Source organism: Clostridium arbusti SL206 (assembly GCF_000246895.1).
Taxonomy (GTDB): Bacteria; Bacillota; Clostridia; order Clostridiales; family Clostridiaceae; genus Clostridium_I; species Clostridium_I arbusti.
Genome location: NZ_BAEV01000012.1, coordinates 12,823 through 33,165, shown reverse-complemented (window position 1 = coordinate 33,165; position 20,343 = coordinate 12,823). Strand labels below are relative to the sequence as shown.

16 protein-coding genes and 1 pseudogene are annotated in these 20,343 nt (G+C 32.7%); 14 read left to right on the top strand and 3 right to left on the bottom strand.

Features of this window, described 5'->3' with window-relative positions:
• Positions 1–496: 496 nt before the first annotated feature.
• Genes nuoF through RH99_RS03865 form a run of 5 tightly spaced genes read left to right on the top strand, consistent with a single transcriptional unit; the run spans position 497 to position 6,338 of the window.
• A complete protein-coding gene (nuoF, locus tag RH99_RS03885) occupies positions 497–2,347 on the top strand; it encodes an NADH-quinone oxidoreductase subunit NuoF (RefSeq protein ID WP_444979456.1) in 1,851 nt (616 codons plus the stop codon).
• 59 nt (positions 2,348–2,406) lie between these two features.
• Positions 2,407–4,278, top strand: a complete 1,872-nt coding sequence (cooS, locus tag RH99_RS03880; RefSeq protein WP_010234217.1) for an anaerobic carbon-monoxide dehydrogenase catalytic subunit — start codon at positions 2,407–2,409, stop codon at positions 4,276–4,278.
• Between the two features lie 5 nt (positions 4,279–4,283).
• Positions 4,284–4,826, top strand: a complete 543-nt coding sequence (locus tag RH99_RS03875) for a 4Fe-4S dicluster domain-containing protein (protein ID WP_010234215.1) — start codon at positions 4,284–4,286, stop codon at positions 4,824–4,826.
• 4 nt (positions 4,827–4,830) lie between these two features.
• Positions 4,831–5,577, top strand: coding sequence for a 2Fe-2S iron-sulfur cluster-binding protein (locus RH99_RS03870; protein ID WP_010234213.1), 747 nt, complete (start codon positions 4,831–4,833; stop codon positions 5,575–5,577).
• Positions 5,574–6,338, top strand: a complete 765-nt coding sequence (locus RH99_RS03865) for an ATP-binding protein (RefSeq protein ID WP_010234211.1) — start codon at positions 5,574–5,576, stop codon at positions 6,336–6,338. Before RH99_RS03870 ends, RH99_RS03865 begins: the two co-directional genes overlap by 4 nt.
• 195 nt (positions 6,339–6,533) lie before the next feature.
• Here RH99_RS03865 and RH99_RS03860 read toward each other — a convergent pair whose 3' ends face one another.
• On the bottom strand, positions 6,534–7,010 hold the full coding sequence (locus RH99_RS03860) for an NADH-quinone oxidoreductase subunit NuoE family protein (protein ID WP_010234209.1): 477 nt from the start codon (positions 7,008–7,010) through the stop codon (positions 6,534–6,536).
• Positions 7,011–7,258: 248 nt separating this feature from the next.
• Positions 7,259–7,360 carry an IS3 family transposase gene (locus RH99_RS20020; protein ID WP_138990592.1) on the bottom strand — a complete coding sequence of 34 codons (102 nt, stop codon included), beginning with the start codon at positions 7,358–7,360 and terminating at the stop codon, positions 7,259–7,261.
• 105 nt (positions 7,361–7,465) lie between these two features.
• Between RH99_RS20020 and RH99_RS03855 the strand changes: the two genes are divergently transcribed.
• The 9 genes and pseudogenes from RH99_RS03855 (at position 7,466) to RH99_RS03825 (ending at position 17,162) form a co-directional block, all read left to right on the top strand.
• Positions 7,466–7,657 carry a hypothetical protein gene (locus RH99_RS03855; RefSeq protein WP_010234206.1) on the top strand — a complete coding sequence of 64 codons (192 nt, stop codon included), beginning with the start codon at positions 7,466–7,468 and terminating at the stop codon, positions 7,655–7,657.
• Positions 7,658–7,719: 62 nt separating this feature from the next.
• Positions 7,720–7,860, top strand: coding sequence for a hypothetical protein (locus RH99_RS19165; protein WP_158511931.1), 141 nt, complete (start codon positions 7,720–7,722; stop codon positions 7,858–7,860).
• A 642-nt stretch (positions 7,861–8,502) separates the two neighbouring features.
• Positions 8,503–9,063: a beta-class carbonic anhydrase gene (locus RH99_RS03850; RefSeq protein ID WP_010234204.1), complete on the top strand. Its 561-nt coding sequence runs from the start codon at positions 8,503–8,505 to the stop codon at positions 9,061–9,063.
• A 327-nt stretch (positions 9,064–9,390) separates the two neighbouring features.
• Entirely contained in the window at positions 9,391–10,347 is a 957-nt protein-coding gene (locus RH99_RS03845) for a tRNA dihydrouridine synthase (protein WP_010234202.1), read from the top strand.
• A 492-nt stretch (positions 10,348–10,839) separates the two neighbouring features.
• Complete coding sequence (locus RH99_RS03840; protein ID WP_010234200.1) at positions 10,840–12,222, top strand: L,D-transpeptidase family protein; 1,383 nt, start codon at positions 10,840–10,842, stop codon at positions 12,220–12,222.
• Between the two features lie 385 nt (positions 12,223–12,607).
• Entirely contained in the window at positions 12,608–15,388 is a 2,781-nt protein-coding gene (locus RH99_RS03835) for a bifunctional YncE family protein/alkaline phosphatase family protein (protein WP_010234198.1), read from the top strand.
• Between the two features lie 153 nt (positions 15,389–15,541).
• Positions 15,542–15,807: pseudogene (locus tag RH99_RS20075) on the top strand (transposase); the annotation flags it as partial.
• 206 nt (positions 15,808–16,013) lie between these two features.
• The gene (locus RH99_RS03830; protein ID WP_010234195.1) at positions 16,014–16,742 is read left to right on the top strand and encodes a DUF421 domain-containing protein; all 729 of its coding nucleotides are present in this window, start codon (positions 16,014–16,016) and stop codon (positions 16,740–16,742) included.
• A gap of 54 nt (positions 16,743–16,796) precedes the next feature.
• Positions 16,797–17,162, top strand: coding sequence for a DUF4363 family protein (locus tag RH99_RS03825; RefSeq protein ID WP_010234193.1), 366 nt, complete (start codon positions 16,797–16,799; stop codon positions 17,160–17,162).
• Between the two features lie 97 nt (positions 17,163–17,259).
• On the opposite strand, the gene RH99_RS03820 is transcribed toward RH99_RS03825, so the two are convergent.
• Positions 17,260–20,223 (bottom strand): cation-translocating P-type ATPase, encoded by a 2,964-nt coding sequence (locus tag RH99_RS03820; RefSeq protein ID WP_010234190.1) that lies wholly within the window; start codon positions 20,221–20,223, stop codon positions 17,260–17,262.
• Between the last annotated feature and the right edge of the window lie 120 nt (positions 20,224–20,343).

Sequence of the window (20,343 nt, the reverse complement as noted above, 5' to 3'; positions counted from 1 at the left end):
GCTTTAGATAGATATAAAAGGCTATGCAAATAAACCATTTATTTTTTCTACAGCAGTGACTTTTTCTTTAGGTATAACAATTCTATTTAATAATCTTCAATATGTTGATGTGGAGACAATTACACAAGCAAGAATGACAAAGCTATGGGAGAATATAAGTTAGCAGACTACTTAGAACATAGACAGAATTATACAGATTATATCTATAAATTTGTTATAAAATATGGTATAATTATCCGTATATTTCATTTTTTCAGCCCCTTTGTTTAACGGATTTTGCAACATAGTGATTAAACAAAGAAGCTTTTATTTTCAAAGTGATTTCAGCTAAAAAACGATGAAACGCTAGTGATGTGGAATAAATAAATTTAATAACTTTTCAAGATTTTATAGAATAAATAATGAATTAAGCAATAACTAACCAAGTATATGAATTATGAGAAAAAATACTGAAGTACTTAATTTTATTCTTGAATTAATGCTCTTTATTGTGGAGGTGAATAGTTTGAAATCACTGGAAGAATTAAAAAAGCTGCAGAAAGATTTTCAAGAAGGTTTAGAAGAAGTAGAAAAACGAATTCTAGTCTGTGGGGGTACAGGGTGTATTTCCTCCGGATGCAGAGAAGTTCAACATGCATTAAAAGAAGAACTTATTAATAACCATTTAGAAAATGAAGTAAAGGTAGTAGAAACAGGTTGTCATGGTTTTTGTGAAAAAGGACCAATTGTAATAGTGTATCCAGAAAGAATATTTTATTGTAAAGTAAGTGCTGAAGATGTAAAAGAGCTAGTAGAAAAACAGTTTTTAAAGGGTGAGATAGTAGAAAGATTATTATATAAAGATCCGGTTAGTGGAAAAAATATATTTTCTTATGATGATATTGATTTTTATAGTAAACAGAAGAAAATTGTATTGAATAATTGCGGTAAAATCAATCCAAAAGATATTAAAGATTACATAGCAAGAGATGGTTATCAGGCATTAGGACAAGCTTTAACTGAAATGAAGCCACAGGAAGTAATTGATGAAATTAAGCAATCAGGTCTTCGTGGACGAGGAGGCGGAGGATTTCCAACTGGACTTAAGTGGCAATTTGCTCGAGATAGTAAAGGAAGCAAAAAATATGTTATTTGCAATGCTGATGAAGGTGATCCAGGTGCTTTTATGGATGAAAGTGTACTGGTAGGAGATCCACATAAGGTTCTTGAAGGAATGATTATTGCTGCGTATGCTATTGGTTCCAATGAAGGATATGTTTATGTTAGAGCTGAGTATCCACTAGCCATTAAACGCTTAAAAGAGGCTATTGTTCAGGCTAGAGAGTATGGTTTTTTGGGAAAAGAATTGTTTGGTACAGAGTTTAATTTTGATATTGAGATTAAAGCTGGTGCTGGAGCTTTTGTCTGTGGTGAAGAGACGGCTTTGATAGCATCTATTGAAGGAAAACGTGGGATGCCTAAATCTAAACCACCATTTCCAGCCCAGAAAGGATTGTGGGGTAAGCCTACAAACATTAATAATGTAGAAACCTATGCTAATATTGCAGGGATTATTATTAATGGAGCTAAAGTCTATAGCAAAATAGGCACTGAAGGCAGCAGAGGAACTAAGGTCTTTTCTTTGACGGGTAAGATAAATAATACTGGTTTAGTGGAAGTACCAATGGGAATTTCAATGAAAAAAATAATTTATGATATAGGTGGCGGGATACCTAATGGCAGAGACTTTAAAGCAGTTCAGATTGGTGGCCCTTCTGGGGGCTGCCTCCCAAAAGATAAGTTAGATTTAGCAGTTGATTATGACTCATTAGTGCAAGCGGGAGCAATGATGGGTTCTGGTGGGTTGGTTGTACTAGATGAAGATAACTGTATGGTAGATATAGCTAGGTTCTTTTTAAACTTTACAGTAGCGGAATCTTGTGGTAAGTGTGCTCCTTGCTGTGAAGGTACTAAAAGAATGTTAGATATATTGGATAAGATTACAGAAGGTAAGGCTAAAATCGAAGATTTAGATCAATTAGAGACTTTGGGCAAAACAATAAAAGATACTGCTTTATGTGGCTTGGGACAAGCTGCACCTAATCCTGTATTGTCAACACTGAAATATTTTAGAGCTGAATATGAAGTTCATATAAAAGATAAAAAATGTTCAGCTGGGGTATGTCAGTCATTATTGGAATACTATATTACTGATGATTGTAGAGGATGTACTAAATGTGTAAAGGAATGTCCTGCAGATGCTATCAGTGGAGAAGTTAAAAAGCAGCATATTATACATAAAGACAAATGTATTAAGTGTGGAACGTGTATTGAAGTTTGTCATTTTAATGCAATAGCAAAAGAATAAAAAATAATAAAATATATTTAAATATTGATAATTCATACAAAAGAGAGGAGTTAAGTATTTTGCTTGAAAAAAAGTCATATGATAAAGCAACACAGGAAGGAATTAAAAAATCACATGCTGATGGAGTGGAGACTGTTTGGGATAGATTTGAAGCGCAACAGCCTCAATGTGGTTTTGGTCAACTTGGTTTATGCTGTACTAATTGTACTATGGGTCCATGTAGAATAGATCCTTTTGGAGAAGGACCTTCAAAGGGGGTATGTGGTGCCACAGCGGCTACAATAGTTTCTAGAAACTTAGTTAGAATGATTGCGGCTGGTGCGGCTGCCCATAGCGATCATAGTCGAGAGATAGCATTAGTATTTAAAGAGGTGGCTGAAGGAGAATTATTAGGGTATGAGATAAAGGATGAAGCTAAATTAAAGGCAATAGCGTCTAAATTAGGAATTGATATAAATAGAGAAATTAAAGATATTGCTGAAGATGTTGCTAGAATAGCTCTTTTAGACTTTGGAAAACAGGATGAAAACATGCTTCAATTTGCCAATGCTTATGCTCCTGAAAGTTTAAAGAAGATTTGGAAGAATATAAATATTGCTCCTAGAAATATAGATAGGGAAGTTACAGAAAGTATGCACCGAACACACATGGGAGTTGATGCTGATCCTCTTAACTTGAGTCTACATGGACTTAGAACAGCGCTTGGAGATGGTTGGGGTGGTTCTTTAATTGGTACTGAATTTTCAGATGTAATGTTTGGTACTCCTCAGCCTGTTAAATCTTTTTCTAATTTAGGTGTGTTAGAAGAAGATAAAGTAAATATAATTACTCATGGTCATGTGCCAATCTTGTCTGAAAAAATTGTTGAAGCTGCTGAAGATGAAGAAATGATAGAATTGGCTAAAAGTAAAGGAGCAGAAGGAATTGTCGTAGCTGGTATGTGCTGTACAGGAAATGAAATTACAATGAGACATGGAATACCAACAGCGGGTAACTTTCTACAACAAGAATTAGCAATAACTACCGGTGCTGTAGATGCTATGGTAGTCGATTATCAATGTATTATGCCTTCGCTGGTAGATGTAGCTGATTGTTATCATACAAAATTAATTACTACTTCTGAAAAAGCAAAGATACCAGGAGCAGAACATATTGAGTTTTCTCCAAAACAGGCAGATGAAATTGCTAGGAAAATTATTAAAACAGCCATTGAGAATTACCCTTCTAGAGCAAAAGATAAGATTAAAATACCTTCAGAAAAGATGGATGGAATTGTAGGCTTTTCTGTTGAAGCTATAGTTGAAGCCCTAGGTGGTTCCTTGAATCCACTTATTGATGCAATTAAAGAAGGTACAATCAAAGGGATAGCAGGTATAGTAGGTTGTAATAATCCTAAAGTAGAACATGATAAAAGCCATATTGAAGTTGCTAAAGATTTAATAGCTAATGATATCTTGGTAGTAGGAACAGGCTGCTGGTCAATTGCTGCTATGAAAGCTGGCCTTTTTAAAACAGAAGGTGCTAAATTAGCAGGAGATGGTCTGAGAGCAGTTTGTGAACAGCTTGGTATTCCTCCTTGTTTACACATGGGAAGCTGTGTAGATAATACAAGAATTCTTGTTGCAATAGCAGCAATAGCAGAAGCTTTAGGTGTTAAGACTTCTGACCTACCTGTTGCAGGAGCAGCTCCTGAATGGATGAGTGAAAAGGCAGTATCTATAGGTGCCTATTTTGTAGCTTCGGGAGTCTTTACTGTTTTAGGAACTACACCTCCTATTTTGGGAAGTAGTGAAGTAGTTAAGTTATTAACTGAAGATGTAGAAGAAGTGACTGGAGGTAAATTTGCTGTGGAAAGTGATCCTCATAAAATAGCAGATCTAATGCTTGAGCATATTGAAAGCAAAAGGGAACAACTCTTAGGGAAGAGGTGATAAATATGGAAAAGATAATAACTGTTGATATAGATAAATGTTTAGGCTGTCGTACTTGTCAGCTTGAATGTGCTATTGAACATTCTAAATCCAAGGATTTATTTGCTGCTATTCAGGAAGACCCTATTCCACAGTATAGGATAAGTGTAGAATTTATAAATGGAAGCAATATTCCCTGGCAATGTAGGCACTGTGACGATGCTCCATGTGAGACTGTCTGCCCTACAGCTGCTATAAGCAGAAAAAATGATGAATCTCCAGTTGTGATAAATAAGAATAAATGCATAGGATGTAAGATGTGTATTCAAGTTTGCCCCTTTGGAGTATTAAAGAGAAGTAAATCAGACAATACTGTAATTAAATGTGATTTCTGTATAGAGAGGCTTGAAGAAGAAAAAGAACCAGTATGTGTGAAAGGATGTCCTACGAATGCCTTGAAAATGACAACTTTAGAAGAACTATCTAGTAAGAAAAAAGAAGCGTCAACACAAAGACTTTTAACTTCATTTCAAAAAGGTAAGAACAGTGTAGATATGGGGCAGGAGTGATAGGATGAAAGTAACTATTGATGGTCAAGAAGCTAAAGTTCAGGAAGAAAAGACTATTCTTGAATTGGCAATAGAGCTAGGGATTGATATCCCAACGCTATGCCATCATGATGGCTTAGAGCCTTATGGTGCTTGCAGATTATGTATCGTCGAGATAGAGAAGAACGGGGAAAAATCGCTAGATACTTCTTGTACTAGATATGTAGAAGATGGTATGGTAATTAAGACAGCAACAAAAGAAATAGTTGAAAGAAGAAAATTAATAGCAGAACTAATACTGGCTAGAGCGCCAGGCTCAAAAGAATTAAAAGAAAGATTTGAGAAACTAGGGGTTACTAAAAGCAGATTTGAAAGTAAGGACAATGATTGTTTGTTATACTGTGGTAGATGTGTTAGAGTGTGTAAGGAAAAAGTAGGCATTGAAGCAATAAGTTTTGTAGGGAGAGGCTATGATACTAAGGTTGATACTCCTTTTTCTATTGATTCTGATGTTTGCATTGGTTGTGGGTCATGTGCTGAAATTTGTCCTACTGGAGCAATAAAAGTCAGAGATGAAGGCTCAAATAGATATATTGAATATTTTAATACAAAGGTTGAGCTTATAGAATGTAAGGAATGTGGGAAGTTTTTTAGTACTAAAAAAATAATCGAGAAATTAAAAAAAGAATTTCCACATTTGTCAGACATTGATTTATGTGAAACTTGTAAAAAAAATAAAAAAATGAAGAAATTTTGGAGGGCAAAAAGATGAAGATAGGTATTTCAGGAAAAGGTGGAGTAGGGAAAACGACTATTTCTGCAGGACTTGCTAGAATATTTTCCAGGGAAGGAGAAAAAGTAATTGCTTTAGATACGGACTCTTCTCCTAATCTTATAACTACGTTAGGTGGAGCTAAGGCTGATATCAAACCATTGACAGAAATGAATGATTTGATTGCAGAAAAGACAGGAGTTAAACCAGGCAGTGGGTATGGTCAAATGTTTAAATTAAATTTTACAGTAGATGATATTTTAGATAGATTTGGAATCGAATGTAATGATGGTGTTCAGTTGCTAGTAGCTGGATCTATTAGACAAGGAGGGGGCGGATGTTTTTGTCCTGAGAATGCACTAATAAAAAAATTATTACAACATTACATAAATAAATCTGACTATACATTGATCATGGATATGGAAGCTGGAATTGAACATTTAGGAAGGGGAACTACAGAAAATATAGATGTATTAATAACAGTTGTTGAACCAAATCTACGTTCAGTTGAAACGGCAGAAAGAATAAATAAATTATCTAAGGATATAGGTATAAAAAATAATGTAGCTGTTTTAAATAAAGTGAAGAATTTAAGAGAGAAAAAAATTATAGAAGATAAATTAAGTGAATTAAGTATACCAATTATCTATACTATTCCATATAGTGATAGTGTTAATGAAGCTGATCTTAAAGGAACTTCTGTATTTGATGAAGATGAAAAGTTAATGAATATAATGTCAGAATTGAAGCAGAAATTATAATATTAAAATTTTTAACCAGTTACTTGATTATCTAGAATATTATACTCATAAGATAATACATGCTGACAATTGGTTAAATAATTTATGTATAAAGAATCTAATTTTCAATACAATAATAAATTTCAACTATCATTATTGTACTGAAAATTAGATTTAATATTTATTATGTAGTTTGAAATGAATAACTGGTCTATTTTATTGTTTAATCTTTAGTTCTTTCAAAAGGTCAGCGGCTTTATCTGGTGTCATAGCAGGGTATACCTTATCATTTACAGTCAATACGGGAGCCAGCCCGCATGCACCAAGACAGGATACAGTTTCTACAGTAAAGATTAGATCATCGGTTGTAGCTTTTTCTGAAGATAGATCTAATTCTCTACGCATTCTGTTAAGTATAGGAATTGATTTTCTAACATGGCAGGCAGTACCATCACAAACTTTTATTACATACTTACCTTTTGGTTTCAGTGAAAAGTTCTTATAAAATGTGGCCACACTATAGATCTCAGCTTTACTTATGCTAAGTTTTTTTGAGAGATATGGAAAAATCTCTTTTGGCAGGTACCGATAATGCTCCTGTACACTCTGCAAGATAGAAATAATTGCACTTTTCTTACATCCAAGCTCATTAATAATACTATCAACAATATTGAAATCAAATGTTTCGTTCATATATATCCTCCATTTAAAATAACTACTTTAATTTCCTTTTCCATCTGCTTTATACAAATAGATAATATCAGTATTTAAATATTGATATTGTAATACTGGAATGGTTCATTGTCAACAACATCTTAATGGTCGGATTTTTTTAACCTGTGGATAAGATTGAATTAATAAGAGTTGTAATTTGAAAGTTAAGATTTCATTTATATTTTCGGATTGACCTCTTTATTTCCACAAAAGCTAACGAATGTTAACTAATTTATAGATTTTCTTATAAAATCATTTGGACTTAAACAATTTAAGCTCCCATGAATTCTTTCTTCATTATAGAACTTTATATACTTGTCAATAAGCATATATCATGGGTAAAATTCCAAATCCAATTCCAACTAATGCACTCCTTAGAAAATAAGGAATGAAAGGACTCTATATGGTACATTGATTTTAAGAGTCAAACCAAAATGGAAGTTGTACCGTTTGAAGAATTAGATATAAATGAAGTAGAGATAATAAGTAATTATTTATATTATGCTAAGATAATCGATAAGAATAATGAAGGTTTATTAACGTATGATTACTATAGTGGAGAGATTTATAGGATTAGCATTGAAAGTTTTAAAATAGATTTGAAATGTTATCTGAGAAATACATAGTCTTTCATTCAAAAGACCAAATATCCTATTAAGATAAAGTGGAATATATACAAAGTAGAATATTGGAAATTTGTAACGCTCATAAAATAAAAAAAGAAATAGATGATTCTTTAAATTTAATAGATATACGATATCTAACAAAAAAATATCTTAAACAATTAATAGAAAATGGAAAATTGCAGATGACATTGATTGTTACTTGATAAGCCAACCAGCAGAAATATTTTACATGGAAATTTAATTAATTAATGATAATGAAAAAATATAAGCAAATAGTGTTGTAAGTTGTTTTGAAATATTTATTAAATTTTCCCACACTTTTCCCACAAAAGTTTCAGATAGCTATAGTTTCGCCCAGAAAGCAGAAGTAAGGAAAGCTAGTAATATCAACATTTATAGGAAAGTGCAGAAAAATAAAAATATATAAAAACAAATCACGGGTTCGATTCCCGTTGGGGCTACCAAAGCTTTAAATAAGCCAGTTTACAGAGTTTGTAGACTGGCTTATTTTTTTATTTCCCTACATTAGTTTTAGAAAACTCTAGTTTCTGTCAGAAGGCAGTAGGTAGTAAAGCTAGTAATACTAATGCTTACAGTGGATTTTAGAAAATTGTAGTTTGCTATAAAGCAAAACCATTGGTTCAAGGTAGTATGTTTGCACATGATATGGATTTCTGTGGAACGATAAAACATGTACCAGAGTCTTATGAATAGAGTTTAGCTTATATATCTTAATCATCGTGAGATAATTTCATATAAACCAGGTTCTGAACGCATTTATAAATTGTTATATTTAGCTACTGTGCTATAATAAATCTAATACTATAAAACTTTAGGAGGATATAATGAGCAAGTTACAAGAAATATTAGACTATAATAGATTCTTTGTAGAAAATAAAGAATATGTTAAGTATAGGACATCAAAAGAACCAAATAAGAAGTTAGTAATTTTGTCATGCATGGATACTAGATTAACAGAGCTTCTTCCAAAGGCACTAAACCTTAAAAATGGTGATGTTAAGCTTATTAAGAATGCTGGTGCTTCTATAATGCATCCATTTGGAAGTATAATAAGAAGTATTGTGGTTGCTGTTTATGAATTCAAAGCGGATGAAGTATTAGTAATTGGACATTATGGTTGTGGTATGAGTAACTTAAATGGAGACAAAATTTTAGAAAAAGCAATAGAGAGAGGTATCTCCAAAGAGGTTATAACAACTTTATGTAATGCAGGAATTGATATAAAAAAATGGTTGCATGGTTTTGATTCTGTAGAAGAATCTATTAAAGAGAGTGTGGAATCCATAAAAAATCATCCTCTAATGCCTAAGGATATAAAAATACATGGTCTAATAATAGATCCAGAAACAGGAAAATTAGAAGTTGTTGTTAATGGATATGAATAGCTATATCAAAATATTCAATTATGAAACTCACGAACAGAAATGTCGTGGGTTTTTCAATTTTTGTTAAGTTTTCCTATACATAACAAGAAATTTTTCTGAAACTATGCGATTGAAGTCAATTAGCTTTAATTGGGATATTGATTTGAGAGATAAAAAATATCTAGATATTTTGATACAGGAAGAGTATAGAATATCTAAGAAATTGTATTTTTAAGGTTTAAGAAATGCAGGTGAAGAAATTTCATTTAATAAATTAGACTACTATACAAAAATATATTTGTTGGATACAATAGATGTAAAATTACTTATAATGAGGAGTCTTATAATATGAAATACTATTTTGCACCGTTAGAAGGTGTTACTGGATATATATATAGAAATGCGCATCAAACTTTTTTTGGACAAATTGACAAATACTTTATCCCCTTTATTTCACCAACTAGTAACAAGGGTTTTACTTCGAGAGAATTAAATGATATATTACCTGAGCACAATCAAGGACTGCCAGTGGTTCCTCAAATACTTGCGAATAATGCTGAGTATTTCATTCGTACGGTGAACGAGTTAACTAAGTTTGGTTATGATGAGATTAATTTAAACTTGGGCTGTCCATCTGGTACAGTTGTTGCAAAACATAAAGGCTCAGGATTTCTTGCACAAAGAGAACAGCTGGATGAATTTTTAGAGGATATATTTTCAAAGCTATCAACGAAGATTTCCATAAAGACAAGAATCGGAAAGGATTCTTCAGATGAATTTTATGAGCTGATTGAAATCTTTAACAAGTATCCTCTAGAGGAGATTATCATTCATCCAAGAATACAAACGGACTTTTACAAGAACAAGCCGAATATGGAGGTGTTTAAAGATGCACTAGCATTAAGTAAAAATCCTGTTTGCTATAATGGTGACATTTTTAATGCGAAGGACTATAGGGAATTGGCAGAAATGTATCCAAGTTTAGATGCAGTAATGCTAGGTCGAGGCCTTATTGCAAATCCAGCATTAATAGGAGAAATTAAGAATAATCATGTCATAGATAAGCAGGTGATTAAGGCATTTCACCATGCAGTTTATGCAGGCTATCAGGAAATCCTTTCTGGAGATAGAAATGTATTATTTAAAATGAAAGAATTTTGGTTTTATATGATACATCTGTTTGCAGAGAGTGATAAGTATGCTAAGAAAATAAGAAAGGCAGATAGATTACGTGATTATGAGGAAGTTATATCAAGGCTCTTTCAAGAACTTGATATAGAAGAAACACTTTTACGGGGATTTTAATATAATCAATATTGATACAAGAAATAACATATAATTTGCCTTAAAGCAAAACCATTGTTCGAAAATTTGAATCTATTTATCATACTATTATTAGGATTTCCGAGATTTTAGAAGTCCTTTTTTGTATGTAAATAATTAATATATTATATATTTTATGAAAAATATTATTAGAATAATATGTAATATTATAATGAACGATGATATAATTTATTAGAGTAATAAATTATATTCTACAAGTATATTTTGTCTAAAAATAATTATGTCTGTAATTATAAGTTAGATGATAACTAGAATTGTTGACAAGATTTAAGTTTATATGCCATATTTATTTCTTTAAAGTATTACAAATATAAACTTTTATTTTACAGAACTAAAATTATAAATCGAGAAAAATTTTTTTAGTTAATAAAAGATACATATAATAATTATCTTTAGAAAAGGTTGTAACAAAAAACTACTAAAAACTAGTTTTAAAGACGAGGAGAAGATGCTATGAAAATTATAAATAGGTGTAATAAAATTACTGCAGGAATAATAGTTTGTCTCTGTACTTTATTTACTGTATATTTTATGTTTTCAATATATTTTATGAATCATCTATATTTTGGTTCTAAAATTAACGGTACTGATGTATCAGGTAAAACAGTGGAAGAAATTAAAGCACAAATGACATCTGAGTTGAATACATATTCTTTGAATATAAAAGAGCGAGGTGGCAAGAAAGAACAAATTAATGCAGGTGATATTAATTTAAAGTATAAATCTGACGAACAATTTAAGAGTATCAAAGATGAACAGAATCCTTTGAAGTGGCCTTCAATGTTTTTTAGTAAAAAACATTCCAACATGATAGCCGAAATTTCATATGATAAAGGATTACTAACAAAACAAGTAGATAATCTATCGGGCCTTGCTGATAGCAATATAATTGAACCTAAAGAACCCAGCTTCAAATATGTAGATAATGCTTTTATGATTGTAGACGAAATTAAAGGTAACAGGATAGACAAGAATATTTTACTTAAACGTGTGGTAGATGCAATATCTAAGCAGGAATCAACAATAGATTTGGAGTCTTCTAATTGTTATATAACGCCAAAGTATACTTCAAAGTCTCAAAAGGTTATCAAAGCTAAGGACATGCTCAATAAATATGTATCTTCAAAAGTTACCTATGATTTTGGAGACAGTAAAGAAATTTTAAATGGTTCAATAATAAATAAGTGGCTTAAAGTTGATGATAATTTTAATGTTATACTTGATGGGGGAAAAGTAAAAGAATATGTAGAGTCACTTGCCAATACTTATAATACTGCTGGTAAGGCGAGAAGTTTTCATACATCATCAGGAAACACTATAAATATTAGCGGTGGTGACTATGGTTGGCAAATCAATGTTGACAAAGAAGTAAAAGATTTAAGTGAAGCGATAAAAGAAGGACAAACAGTAACAAAAAAACCGGCATACAGTAAAACAGCGCTCTCTCAAGGCAGCAGTGATATTGGAAATACGTATGTGGAAATAGATATGACAAAGCAACATCTATGGTTTTATAAAAATGGCTCGTTGGTAGTGGAAGGTGATGTTGTTACAGGTAACGTAAGCCTAAATGATGCAACACCCGTAGGAATTTACAGATTAAAATATAAAGAAAAAAATGCTACTCTAAAAGGTGAGGGCTATAGTTCTCCAGTTAGTTATTGGATGCCCTTTAATGGAGGGATTGGAATACATGATGCAAACTGGAGAAGTGTTTTTGGAGGAGATATATACAAGACAAATGGTTCTCACGGTTGTATAAATTCACCATACAATTTAGCACAGACAATATTTGATAATATTAATGCTGGTACTCCTGTTGTGTGTTATTATTAGGGAGCTGATTAAAAATCAGAAGTAATTAAAACTAGTAATATCAACATTTATAGGAGAGTGCAGAAAAATATACAAAAACAAATTACGGGTTTGATTGTCGTTGTGGCTACCAAAGCTTAAAATAAGCAAGTTTACAGAGTTTGTAGACTTGCTTATTTTTTTATTTTAACACACCTTTCCAACACTAGGAAAATAAAAAAATTTCCCAAATATTATTTGAATAAAGAGTTTAATTTTTCTACAATATTGTAAAGGTCAAAGAAAAAACGGTTATTTTTATAAATCTACCATTCAGTAAATTAACAATATTTAACATTATCTTTGCAGTAGCTTAACAAATTGGGAGTAGCTTATTAAGTGTGAAAGGGAATGGAGATGATAAAACGTGTCAAAAAAATCAAGTAAAAAGAAAAAACTTATAGCTGGATTAACATTAAGTACTCTTCTTCTTAGCTCTGCTGGAGTTTATGCTGCACAAAGTGGTCTGCTTGGATACAATCTTGTAGGAGAACAGCCGAATGGCTCTGTTCAAACTCCTGTTAACCAGTTGATTACACCAGCTGGTACGCAAATTAAATTTGGAGGAAACCCAATTTCCGTCGCCGTCAATCCAAATGGAAAAACGGCTACAACAATTGTTGGTAGAAGTGATTATGGGGGTAAAGGAATTAACGTAGTTGATCTGGCGTCTGGAAAAATGATTAAACAAGATGTAAATTTAGGTCTTTCGCATATGTGGGGATTAGCTTATTCATCAGATGGGAGTCAACTTTATGCGACTGGCTCATCCGGAACCACAGGGAAAGTAGTTGTGATGTCCATCGGTACAGATGGAACTCCAACAATTCAAAAAAGTATTTCCTTACCAAACGCAACTGTTGGCGGAAATATCAACCCACTTGACATAAGAGTTACTCCACAAGGCAAGCTGCTAATTGCCCTAAACCGTGACAACAGCCTTGGCATTCTTGACCCCAAAACAGGTGCATTGACTAAAGTTACAGTAGGTAATGCGCCAACAAGTATTTTAGTTAATGAGAATATCGCTTATGTAACCAACCAAGGCGGCCGAGAAGCACAATCAGGCGATACAACGGTTAATTCTTCAGGAACGAAAGTGGTTGTGGATCCTAAGACAGGTGCTACTTCAACAGGAAGTGTTTCTGTTGTTGATCTTACTACTAACACGGTCATTAAGACAATTCATATTGGCGTACAGCCAGAACGTATGACTCAGTCAGGTCAATATGTTTTCGTTGCAAACACAAATAGTGATACTGTTTCTGTTATTGATACGAAAACAAATAATGTGATACAAACCATTGACGTTAAGCCATATCCAAATTCTCCAAAGGGTTCTGCACCAAACGCTGTAACAGTGATAGATGGTAAGTTAATGGTCAGCCTTGGTCGTGACAATGCCATTGCCGTATATGATTGGAAAGCTCCTGACGCAACCAATAATAAAGATGAACATAATAATAACCAGCCTGAACTATTAGGATTGTTACCAACCGCATGGTTTCCAGTGGATATCGCTGTGGATTCTACTAATAAAAAATTAGTAGTAGCCAATGCAGATGGAATTGGTTCTGGCGGACCGGCACGTAATCTAACCATTCAAGGAATTACGGTAACAGGTCACTCTTCTTATGCGCAAGAAGGATCTCTTTCATTGATTCCATTTCCTGATCCTCAAGATATAGCTAAAAGTACAACACAAGTATACGCTAACAATAACTGGTATGGCTTAAAAGATTTAAACGCGAAGCCGCGGAAAAATATAAAACCTGTGGCTATGCCTGAACGAGTGGGCGAGCCTTCAACCATTAAGCACGTATTCTATATTATAAAAGAAAACAGAACGTATGACCAAGTACTAGGTGACCTTGGGAAAGGAAATAGTGAACCAGCTTTAACGCAGTTCCCTCAAAAAGTATCTCCTAACTTGCATAAATTAGCAAATACTTTCCCACTTCTAGATAATATGTATACTTCGGGTATCCAATCAGCAAGTGGACATCAATGGGTTATGCAAGGAACGAATACAGACTATGAAGATAAAGAAACAGATACTGGAAATGTAAAAAGTTATCCTGGTGGAGCAGGAGATGCCATGGCATATGCCCCTACAGGTCATCTTTGGGATCAAGCGGAAAAATATCATAAATCTGTTGAGAATTTCGGGGAAGATACAACAAGCTTTACAGGTTCAGCACCATATGGAAATTGGACAGATTGGTATAAAGATTACCAAATTCTTGATGGACAACAAAACGGTAACCTTCATGTACCAGTAGGAAACTATTCGGCTACATCTGATATTCCGTCACTTGGACCAATTACCTATAAGCCGTTCCCAACATTTGATACGAATATTCCAGATCAGTACCGATTTGAAATTTTTAAACAAGAATTTGAAAAACACGTAAAAAATAAAGACTTGCCAGCATTGAACACCATGTGGGTAATGGCTGACCACACAGCTGGAACGTCAACAGACAATCCAACACCACAAGCAATGGTTGCTGACAATGACTTAGCCGTAGGCAAAATTGTTGACTTGATTTCACACAGTCCATATTGGAAAGATTCTGTTATTTTTATCACAGAAGATGATGCACAAAATGGATTAGACCACGTTGACGGCCATCGTCAGCCTGCTTACGTTATTAGCCCTTGGGTGAAGAGAGGAATTACGGATAGCCACTATTGGACTATAATTAACATGGTTCGCAGTATTGAACAAATTCTTGGAATTCCTGCTATGAACCAAAACGACTTCGCCGCAGAGCCGATGAGTGAGATCTTCACGAATAAACCAGATTTCACACCATATAATTTTGAACAAAACCAAATTCCACTTAACACATTGAATGGACAAGCAAATTCAAATGCGGCAGCACTGTCTAACACACAAAATGTAACATCTGAAGCAAAAGACCTTTCGAAACAGTGGACAGAATGGTCAAATAATAACAAAAATAAATTTTCTGGGAAACATGCAACACCAGATGCTGTTAACGCGAACATGCTTAACCATGCTGTATGGTATGCGACAAAGGGCTTTGATAAACCGTATCCAGGAGAGAAAAAGGCACTTACACCAGATGAAGTAATGAAACAACCTGAAAGCAGTGCCCCATCACCTGCTGATAACGACTAATCGTTTTATGTGGTTATTTCCGTAAAAAACAATTTCAAGTAGCTACCAATACAAGGGGGTAGCTACTTGTATTAAGGTGAAAAGATGAAAGTAATTTGTAAATAAGAATTAGAATTTATATCTAGTTCTTATTTTTTTACTAGCCAGGAGAACATAACGCTAAAGAAAAATACTAAAAAAGAATTTAAATTCATATCCTATACTCTTGATGATCTAGTACCTAAAAATTATTTACTCAGAAAAATTAACAATAAAATAGATTTTTCATTTATCTATGATAAGGTAAACGGTTTATATTTATCTACAGGAGACCTTCTATAGATCCTGTAATTCTAGTGAAAATAATGCTTTTAGCATCTTTATATAACATAGATTCTGAACGAAGACTACTGAATGAAATACAAGTAAATTTAGCATATTGAATTTAAACATGTTAAAACATAAGTCCTATATTTAGATATGATATAAGATATAAAAGCCAGTCTATTCAATCAATAAGCTGATTCAAATTTTCCCACACTAGTTTTAGAATAATTAATCTATTTATGTGTTATCCTATCTAAATGTATACATGTATAAATATAAATCCATACTTATTAAAACTTTTTATGTGGGAGTGATATTATTGAACGAAGGCATTGTGGTATTTGTAAGAGCAATAATTGCTTTTTTTTCATTATTAATATTTACACGGGTTCTAGGTAAAAAACAAATAAGTCAACTTGCTCTTTTTGATTATATACTTGGAATTACCATTGGATCAATAGCTGCCAGTATGACAACTGATTTATCAAGTAGAGCTTGGCCTCATTGGGTAGGATTGATTACTTGGGTAATTGCAGGATTAGCTATTGATTTACTTACAACTAAATCCAGATATGCAGCAAAATATATAGAAGGTGAACCAACCATAATAATAATGAATGGTAAAATATTGGAAAATAATATGCGCAAATTAAGATATACTGCTGCAAATTTACAACAGCAACTAAGAAATAAAGATATATTTGATCTAAATGAAGTTCACTTTGCAGTATTAGAGCCCAATGGTGATCTTTCTGTTCTAAAAAAACCTGAGTTACTGCCAGTAACTGCGAAAGATATGAATATTACTATGCCTAATACAGGGATAGGAATAGAACTAATTTATGACGGGATAGTGATAGATTTAAATTTGAAACAAATTAGTCGTAATCGCAAATGGTTACGATCTGAGCTAAAGAAATATGGAGTAAAGGATCCTTCAGAAGTATTTCTAGCTACTTATGAAGCCTCAGGTTCTTTGTACGTAGACAAATTCAAAGATAAAATACAAAAACCTATAGTTATAGGTGATTTTAAGGGCCCGTATTAATAGCTTAATTTCAATGGAAAATAACCTTGATAATCTATGAATGGAGGAATAATCATGAGAAAGTTTTTTGTTATATTCATTCCTGTAACTTTTTTAGTAATTTCAATATTAATTATGCTTAGTGGTCAATTTTTTAAAAATCCTAGAGGAGACTGGGATAATGTTCCAAAACATATGGATATGATTACAAAAGCTGTAACTTCAGATGAATGGACATTAGCAGAACAAGATACAAGCGAACTAGAAACAGCTTGGAAAGCTATTGTTAAACGAGTTCAATTTAGTAGTGAACGAGATGAAATAAATGATTTGAATATAAGTATTGCTCGATTAAAATCTTCTATTAGCTCTAAAGACAAAGTTTTATCCTTAATGGAATTGAGTGAAACTAGACAACATTGGGAGGACTTAGGTAAATAGTATTAACAGGAGTTCATGTGGTTGAAATCACATGAACTCTCCCATGCTATACACTGGTTTTAGAATTTAAAAAAATAGCCTTTTACGGTCTATTTTTTTAAATTCTACTACATGATGTTGAAGCTAAAAGTATACCTGCATCTGCAATTCCAAGAGGTACTGTTCCAAAAATTGAACCTATAAATGGAAGATATATTATGGCCCCAAGTAATACTACTGAAGATACGGTGGCATATGTCATGTATCTATTATTCATTATTTTTTTATTATTCCTGCAATCATGTACATTGACAAGCTGAGTCAAAATTAAATTACTAAAGGCCATTGTTCTCGCCTTTTGAACTCCAAACCCTAGGATATTATATCCCTCAAAAACGGCTGCACTAGTAAGTCCAATTCCAATTCCTCTTTTTATAATTTTAGAACTTAGTTCTTTACCAATAAGAGGTGAGTTTTTTTCTAAAGGAGGATAATCCATAACATTTTCTGAAGAAGGCTCAACTGCAAGCGATGCCCCAAGTATGGTTTCACAAATTACATTAGTCCAAAGTATTTGAATTGGAATTAATGGCAGCATTCCAGTAACAAGAGAACATGCTCCTATTGCTATTATTTCTCCAAGACTACCGGCCAAAAGATATTTTGTTGTGTTTTTGATGTTATTTGATACAGCTCTACCTTCCTCAATTGCCCTTACTATAGTTGAAAAATTATCATCTACTAAAGTGATATCTGCTGCATCCTTTGCAACATCACTCCCATTATTGCCCATAGCAATACCTATACTGGCTTCTTTTATAGCCGGTGCATCATTAACACCGTCCCCAGTCATAGCTACTACGTATCCAAACCTTTTAAAAGCTTTTACAATTCTAAGCTTTTGTTCTGGTGATGTTCTTGCAAATACTTCTATATTACTTATTTTGGAGTCCAGTTCTTCATCGTTCATATCTTCGAGCTCAGCCCCTGAAACTATTAAGCCTCCATTTAACAATCCAAGTTGTTTTCCTATTGTAGAGGCGGTGCCCTTATTGTCACCAGTTATCATAACCACCTTTATGCCTGCATTATGACATTTTTTTATTGAATTTTTTACTTCAAGTCTTGGTGAATCTTCCATGGCAGCTAGGCCTAAAAATGTAAAATTATTATTAATATCGTCCTTTTCACACTTCAAGTTTTTATATGCAAAAGTTAATACTCTTAAAGCTTCACCTGTCATATCATCACGAATTGATATTATTCTTTCTTTGTCTGCTTTTGTAAGTAATCTTTCCTCTCCATCTTCATAAATCATACTGCATTTACCAATAACTGCACCAAAAGCTCCTTTACAATATGCTCTTATGCAATTGTCACTTTTTACTACCACTGTCATGTATCGTCTGCAGCTATCAAAGGGAATTTCTCTTATTCTTTCAAATGCTTTTTTTACATCTTCTTCATCTATGTGACATTTTCCAGCTGCAGTTAAAAGCGCTCCTTCTGTTGGATCTCCCTGTACTTGCCATTTATTTTCCTGTTTCACAAGCTTCGCATCGCTGCATAAAATTCCTGCCTTTAAAAGTTCTTCTGTGCAATGTGTTTTATTAGGCTCTCCCTCTAAAAGCATCATTTTTCCCTTGGGTTCATAACCTAGTCCAGTGATTTTATACAATGATTTATCACAGTATATCTTTTTTACTGTCATTTCATTTAATGTAAGTGTTCCAGTCTTATCACAACAAATGACATTAGCATATCCTAATGTTTCTACGGCATTCATTTTTCTAACTATAGCATTTCTATTTGCAAGCCTTTGAACACTTAATCCCATGGCGATAGTTACTACTGCTGGTAAACTTTCAGGTAATGCACCGACAGAAAAACTTACTGATAGAGTTAAAATTTCAGCTAGGCTCCTTCCAAAAAGAATTCCAACTGTACTTACTCCAATGCAGAATATAATACAAATTTTTGTTAATTTTTGAGTAAAGTTTTTCATTCTTTTTTGAAGTGGAGTTTGATCCAATTTTATATTCTGAAGCATTGTAGCAATATTGCCTAGCTCAGTATTCATACCTGTTTCTACAACTACAGCTGTAGCATTACCTGAAACTATATCAGTTCCCATATATAACATGTTGTCTCTATTTGCGAGTTCAATTTGTCTATTACAAATTCCTGTATTTTTTGTTATTGCTATTGATTCACCTGTAAGTGAGGATTCATTAACTCTAAGGTAGTTACATTGGATTATTCTTGCATCTGTGGGGACCCTTTCTCCAGCATCAAGTAATATAATGTCTCCAGGTACTAAGTTCTTTGATTCTATTTCTACTTCTTTACCACTTCTTAATACTGTTGCTTTATGAACAATCATATTTTTAAGTGAGTATATAGATTGTTCTGCTTTATTCTGATGAATTACACCCAATGAGGTTTCAACAAAAACTATACCAAGTACAGCTATTGCATCTGCAATTTGTCCTAAGAAAAATGAAGCTATACCCACTCCAACTAAAAGTTTAGCGGATGTATCATTTAAATTGCTAAAAAACTTTTGAAGTATAGATTTTTTCTTGTTTTCAGAAATAACATTCAATCCAAAATCCATTAATCTATCATTTGCAGATTTATTTGATATACCTTTTTCATAATTTGTCTTCAAAATATTCCTTATATTTTTAATATCCATAGAATGCCACATATTGCCGTTGCTCTCAGTTTCCGATAAATTCGGTGCTATAGCAAGTGCAATTTCTTCATTATAATTCTTACTAACATTTTTTATAGCATTTTTGTTTTGTATTTTTAGCTCCTTAACAAGTATTTCCAAAAGTCTTACTATAGTTTCTTTGTTAATTATGTATTCATCATATAGAATAAGTACCTTTGAAGTTATTGGATTTGCTTTTACAAATTTGATTCCATGCTTTTTATATAATAGTATTTCGATATGTTGTGCATTTTGTTTACTCCTGTAAGTATACCTTACTGGTATTCTTATTCTTCTGTAAAGTACAACTTCTTTTCTACGTGTACTCTTACAATCAACACTGATAGAAGAATTCTGGTTCATATTCATCATCCTTTTTTTTCAATATTAAAATATAATCCTCCTTGATTAGTTGTTTTAGTTTTCCGAACTTTATAAAAAGTATTCATATTTAAAATTGTTTTTTAGTGTTGCTACTAGTAG

Coding starts and splice junctions, on each gene's coding strand:
- RH99_RS03820 (WP_010234190.1), bottom strand. CDS start 20,223: ATGAACCAGAATTCTTCTATCAGTGTTGATTGTAAGAGTACACGTAGA.
- RH99_RS03860 (WP_010234209.1), bottom strand. CDS start 7,010: ATGAACGAAACATTTGATTTCAATATTGTTGATAGTATTATTAATGAG.
- RH99_RS20020 (WP_138990592.1), bottom strand. CDS start 7,360: ATGCTTATTGACAAGTATATAAAGTTCTATAATGAAGAAAGAATTCAT.
- RH99_RS03840 (WP_010234200.1), top strand. CDS start 10,840: ATGAAAATTATAAATAGGTGTAATAAAATTACTGCAGGAATAATAGTT.
- RH99_RS03855 (WP_010234206.1), top strand. CDS start 7,466: ATGGAAGTTGTACCGTTTGAAGAATTAGATATAAATGAAGTAGAGATA.
- RH99_RS03845 (WP_010234202.1), top strand. CDS start 9,391: ATGAAATACTATTTTGCACCGTTAGAAGGTGTTACTGGATATATATAT.
- RH99_RS03870 (WP_010234213.1), top strand. CDS start 4,831: ATGAAAGTAACTATTGATGGTCAAGAAGCTAAAGTTCAGGAAGAAAAG.
- RH99_RS03865 (WP_010234211.1), top strand. CDS start 5,574: ATGAAGATAGGTATTTCAGGAAAAGGTGGAGTAGGGAAAACGACTATT.
- RH99_RS03825 (WP_010234193.1), top strand. CDS start 16,797: ATGAGAAAGTTTTTTGTTATATTCATTCCTGTAACTTTTTTAGTAATT.
- RH99_RS03875 (WP_010234215.1), top strand. CDS start 4,284: ATGGAAAAGATAATAACTGTTGATATAGATAAATGTTTAGGCTGTCGT.
- RH99_RS03850 (WP_010234204.1), top strand. CDS start 8,503: ATGAGCAAGTTACAAGAAATATTAGACTATAATAGATTCTTTGTAGAA.